Below are 5267 nucleotides of genomic sequence, written 5' to 3'. Positions count from 1 at the left end.
GGTGAAGCCTCGGCCTGAAGGGCGGCTTGCTGCCGGGGGCGTCGCCTCCGGACACCGCGTTGCGGGCATCGGCCACGGTCGCCTTGGCGGTCTCGATGGCGATGCCGACGGCGGCCATGGTCCGCATCTCCGGCGCGCGCTCGCGGGCGTAGCGGACCACGTCCGTCGCGAGCCGGTCGATCTCCCTGTTCAGGGCCTCGATGGCGGCCGGGTCGCGCAGGGTCGGGGCCTCGTCGATGATCGCCAGCAGCCGATCCGTCACCTCATCGATCCGTTCGCGGCGCAGGCCGGCCAACCGCTGGCGGAGCCAGGCCACGGCCGAGAACAGGCCGCCGGCCAGGGCCGCCAGCAGGTAGAGGGTGTCGCCGTAGCGGTCGACGAAGCTGTGCTGCTCGCGCTCGTAATAGTCGATCGCGCCGGGATGGATCGGGATTCGCGCGCTCGTGGCCGCGACCGTCGTGTCGTAGGCCGGCGCCAGCACGTACTCGGCCGCGTCGCTGGTCTTGGCCGCGGCGGTGCGCAGCTCGAACAGGTGCTGGGTCACGTCGGCCGCGACCACCCGGCTCAGGGAGGCTCGGGCCATCAGCCGGTACGAGGCGCCGACCGTCTTGACGTCGTCGCCCGGCAGCTTGGGCTTGCCGCCGAACAATCCCCCGGGGACCGTGACGGCCTGCAGGCGCGGGAAGCGCTCGATGAGGGCGGCGTCGTCGGGCACGCCGACGAAGTTGACCTTGCCGCCCTTGCTGACGGCCTTCACCGCCTCGACGAGGGCCAAGGCCTTCGGCGCCGACGGGGCGATGATGCTGACGATCGCGTCGACCTTCCTGGCCTGGACGGCCGTGCCGACCTCGGTCGCCTCGACCGGGACGAGCAGGACGGAATGGGCCGGGACCTTCGCCCCGGCGACCTCGGTCTCCAGGGTGAGGCCGTAATAGCCGAGGAGGCTCTTCAGCAGGGAGAAGTCGGCGTCCTTGTGCGCGGCGATGCCGAGGCGCCTGCCGCCGAGCTTGGGGAAGTCGTCGATCCCGGCCGCCTCCGGCGAGACGATGATCATGGCCTGGTCCCGCAGGATCGCGAGGGTCAGGCCGTTGGTCGGCAGGTCGACGTCGGGCCGGACCACGGCAAGGTCGGCGCGCCCGTCCTGGAGCGCCGCAGCGCTCTCGCGGACGTCGTCGAACGGGATGATCTTGAGGCGGACGTTCTCGCCGCCGGCGTCGAGGGCGTCGGCATAGGCCTTGATCAGCCCGGGCTCGGTGCCGTCCCGCGGGGCGACCGCGATGACCAGCGTGGTCGCCTGGGCGAGGTAGATCGCGAGCGCGGCGGCCGCGAGGAGGACGGCGATGGCCGACACGGCGAGCGTGCCGCGCGTGAGCAGCCATGGCGGAGCCTTCGGCATCGTCGCGATCGATCCACGGGAAACGGAGAATGCCCCGATCGCCTGAACGACCGGGGGCGGCATCGGCTCCGCCGCGGAACGGACGATGTGGTCAGATCGAGAAAACGTGAAGCGGCGTCGGGGCTCGCGGCGGATCCGCGAGCTTCCGACGGTCACGATGCCTGCTTGCCGGGGGGCCTGACGGATCGCACGCCGTGCCGAACCCGAACCCGAACGCGGCGCCGCCGTAGACGAGGGCGACCGCTTTCAGAAGGCTTCTCGCAACGCGGGCGCACTTTGCGCGAGGTCGCCGTCGACGCCCGCCCGGTCCTGCGTGGAGGCGGCTGTCGGATCGAACGGGGCCGTCGGCTCGCGCGCTCCCTCGGCCGCCGCATCCCTCACGCGATGCCCAGGATCTGCGAAAGGCGCTCGCGCGCCCGGCTGACCCGGCTCTTCACCGTGCCCGGCTGGCACCCGAGGACGAGGGCCGCTTCCTCGTAGGGCAGGCCCTCCAGCACCACGAGGAGCAGGGTCTCGCGCTGCTCGACGGGGAGCTCGGCCAGGGCGGTCTGCAGCTCGATCAGCCCGATCCGATGCTCCTGCTCGGCCGGCGACGTCAGCGCCGCGGCGAAGGCGCCGTCGACGTCGCGGACCTCGCGCCGGTAGCGCTTGCCCTGGTTGATGTGCGCATTGCGCAGGATCGTGAACAGCCAGGCGACGAGGTTCGTGCCGGCCTGGAAGCGGGAGCGGTGCTCCCACGCCTTCAGCAGCGTCGCCTGGACCAGGTCGTCGGCCTCGGCCGCGCTCCGGGTGCGCATCATCGCGAAGCGGCGCAGGCGCGGCACCGCCGCGATCAGGCTGTCGCTGAACGCCTTCGAGACCTGCCGTTCCGCCTGGGCGTCCAGCAGGGCGGCCCTGAGCCGAAGCAGGACCTGGCCGAGCCTCGTCTCGGGGTCGGCGTCGGCGACCGCTGGGAAGAGCTCGTCCAGTCGCCGGCCGATCATGTCCTGGACATGACGGGGCAACCCCTCGTTCGGCGAGAGTTCTTCGGACGCAGTACTGATGTGCATGAGGAGGGGGCGTCCTTTGTTCGTAGAGGAAGTCGCTTTGCCTGCCCCTCTACGGTCCGGCTCGTGCCCCGGGTTCTGGATGATCGATCACGTTCACGTCAATGATCCGGCTATACCAGTTCACGCTGAGCCCGGCCGCGGAACCCCGGCATCGCGACGTCGTCCCGGGCATCGCTCGGACCGCGGGCGACGCCGACGCCGATGCCCCTGGCGCACGCGTTCGCCGGGACAGCCGAGCGCCGACGACGGCGCCCACGGGGCATGGTGCGGCCTGCCGATCGGTTTGCATGCCGCTCCTGTTCGTCGCGTTCTGACGTTGCCGGCCGGCGTCGAGGACCGCGGTGCAGGGACGCGGCCTGGCTTTCGCTCATCGGCCTGCTTGTCGGGATCGGGCCGCGGGCGCGGCGTCGAGCCGGGGGCCTGCACGGTCCGGCTCGATCAGGTCGCGGCGACGGCCTGTGGAAGATCGGCCGGCGCACCTACGGCGCGGGCGACTGGTACGCGGTGATCGACGACGCCAACCGGAGCCAGATCCGCGATCCCGGCCTGATCGATCCCGGGCAGATCTTCGTGCGGCCGGGCGAAGACGCGACGATGGCCGAGAAGGACGAGAGGCGCGGCCGACCGGTCGAGGCGGTCGTCCAGGCGACGCCTTGAAGGATGAGGCGGGGCGGCTGGCGGCGCGCATCCAGCACAGGCGTCCGACTGTACCAGTTCGCCCGAAAACAAATCCTGGAACCGCGGGCGGACGGCGCTGTTTCGCGCTTCGGTTTTCTTGCGGTCGAGAAGGTGGGCAGGGTGGTTGCGGGCGTCGACAGGCACGAGCTCCGGCAGATCGTCGCCGGCCTCAGCGAAGGGGTGATCCTGGTCGAGCCCGACCAGACCATCGCCTACGCCAACGCGGCAGCGCTTGCCATGCACGGCGCCGAATCCCTCGGCGAGCTCGGCGAGACGGTGGAGATCTACCGCGAGCGCTTCGCCCTGCGCTACCGCAACAACCACACCCCGAACCAGTATCCGATGGAGCGGGTCGTTTCCGGAGAGCGCTTCCACGACGTCATCGTCGACGTGAAGCGCACCGACCGGCCCGGTGTCGACTTCGTCCATTCCCTGCGCAGCCTCGTGGCGACCGACCACGCGGGCACGCCGAGCTGCCTCGCGCTGATCCTCAAGGACGTTTCGGAGCAGTTCGAGGCCGAGGATCGCTTCGAGACCACCTTCAACGCCAACCCGGCCCCGGCGGTGATCTGCCGCCTGTCCGACCTGCGTCACGTCAAGGTCAACACCGGCTTCCTCGAGATGACCGGCTACACCCGCGATGCTGTGATCGGTCGCAGCGTCTACGAGGTCGACGTGCTCGCCGGCGCGCGCAACCGCGACCTGGCGGTCAACCGGCTCAACGCCGGCGCCACGATCCCGCAGATGGAGGCGTGCCTCGACCTGCCGGACGGCGGCACACGGTTCGTCATCGTCGCCGGCCAGCCGATGGAGCTGGGCGACGAGCCATGCATGCTGTTCACCTTCGCCGACCTCGAGCTGCGCAAGAAGGCCGAGACGGCGCTGCGCCAGAGCGAGGAGCGCTTCGCCAAGGCGTTCCGGCTGACGCCGGTGCCGACCCTGCTCGCGCGCGCCGACGGCTTCGGGATCACCGGCGTGAACGACGCCTTCGCGCGCGTCTTCGGCTACGCCGCCGACGCCGTCCTGGGACGCTCGCCCGCCGAGTTCGGCCTGTGGGTCCACGATGCGGCGCGGTCCAAGTTCGAGACCGCCCTGTTGCGCACCGGCTTCGTGCTCGGTCTGGAGGTCTGCCTGCGCCACGAGGACGGGACGAACCTCGATTGCCTCGCCTCGGCCGAGCGCGTCGAGATCGGGGACGCCGTCTTCGCCCTGCTCGTCCTGCAGGACATCACCGACCGCAAGCGCAGCGAGCGGGACATGTTCGACGCGGTCGAGGCGGTGATGGCCGACACCTCCTGGTTCAGCCGCGGCCTGATCGAGAAGCTCGCCAACCTCCGGCGACCGGGGACCGGCCACAAGGACGGCATCGCCCCGAACATCACCGTCCGGGAGCGCCAGATCCTCGACCTGATCTGCCAGGGCCAGGGCGACGAGGCGATCGCCAAGCGGCTCAACCTCTCCAAGAACACGGTGCGCAACCATTCCGCGTCGCTCTACCGGAAGCTCAACGTCCACAAGCGCACGGAGGCCATCGTCTGGGGGCGGGACAACGGGTTCCCGCTGTCGCCGACCGAGAAATAAAGACTGCCCGACTGGTACGTCTGCATCATTGTCCCGCCGGATCGGCGGACCATCTCAGGCAACGAACTTCGTCTCGGTCGCTGCGGAGACACCGATGAGTGCACAAAAGTCATCCGAGGCTTCGGAAAAGATAAAGGGCTCGGTCAAGGAAGCCATCGGCAAGTTGATCGGCGACGAAAAGGCCAAGACCGAAGGCAAGGCTCAGCAGAAATTACCGAGTGATGCGGTGAAACCGAACGTCGGGCCCAAGACGTAGCATCGACGACACTGCGCATCTCCTGCAACGTTTTTAACTCAGGACACGGACATCATGGTTGATACGGATCGGGTCACGGGTGCCGCCAAGGAATTCGGCGGCAAGGTGCAGGGCGCCGTCGGCGACCTCACCGGCTCGAAGCGGGACTCGGTCGAGGGCCGCGCCCGCGAGGCGCAGGGCTCCGCCGAGAACCTCTACGGCCAGGCCAAGGACACCGTGCGCGACGCCGCCGAATTCCTTGGCGGCACCCGTGACCCGATCCGTATCAACCATGATGTCCGTGTCCTGAGTTAAAAACGTTGCAGGA

The 5267-nt window shown here is 69.6% G+C and carries 5 protein-coding genes and 1 pseudogene; 4 read left to right on the top strand and 2 right to left on the bottom strand.

The genetic code is table 11. The features are described from left to right. Both FV223_RS19250 and FV223_RS19245 read right to left on the bottom strand, forming a co-directional pair. On the bottom strand, positions 1 to 1396 hold a 1396-nt coding region (locus tag FV223_RS19250), incomplete at its 3' end, for a TAXI family TRAP transporter solute-binding subunit (RefSeq protein ID WP_147728513.1). 377 nt (positions 1397 to 1773) lie between these two features. Next, positions 1774 to 2445: a sigma-70 family RNA polymerase sigma factor gene (locus FV223_RS19245; protein ID WP_187274894.1), complete on the bottom strand. Its 672-nt coding sequence runs from the start codon at positions 2443 to 2445 to the stop codon at positions 1774 to 1776. Between the two features lie 504 nt (positions 2446 to 2949). Here FV223_RS19245 and FV223_RS30615 point away from each other — a divergent pair. From FV223_RS30615 to FV223_RS19230, 4 genes and pseudogenes are all read left to right on the top strand, one after another. Next, positions 2950 to 3102 (top strand): hypothetical protein, encoded by a 153-nt coding sequence (locus tag FV223_RS30615; protein WP_187276182.1) that lies wholly within the window; start codon positions 2950 to 2952, stop codon positions 3100 to 3102. A 141-nt stretch (positions 3103 to 3243) separates the two neighbouring features. Then, entirely contained in the window at positions 3244 to 4704 is a 1461-nt protein-coding gene (locus FV223_RS19240; RefSeq protein ID WP_147728512.1) for a helix-turn-helix transcriptional regulator, read from the top strand. A gap of 94 nt (positions 4705 to 4798) precedes the next feature. Further along, positions 4799 to 4960, top strand: coding sequence for a CsbD family protein (locus tag FV223_RS19235; protein WP_147728511.1), 162 nt, complete (start codon positions 4799 to 4801; stop codon positions 4958 to 4960). 54 nt (positions 4961 to 5014) lie between these two features. Beyond that, positions 5015 to 5194, top strand: a pseudogene (locus FV223_RS19230) (CsbD family protein); the annotation flags it as partial. Positions 5195 to 5267: the final 73 nt, after the last annotated feature.

Origin of the sequence: Methylobacterium sp. WL116, assembly GCF_008039455.1 — a bacterium.
Taxonomy (GTDB): Bacteria; Pseudomonadota; Alphaproteobacteria; order Rhizobiales; family Beijerinckiaceae; genus Methylobacterium.
This window is presented reverse-complemented; position numbering and strand designations above follow the sequence as displayed.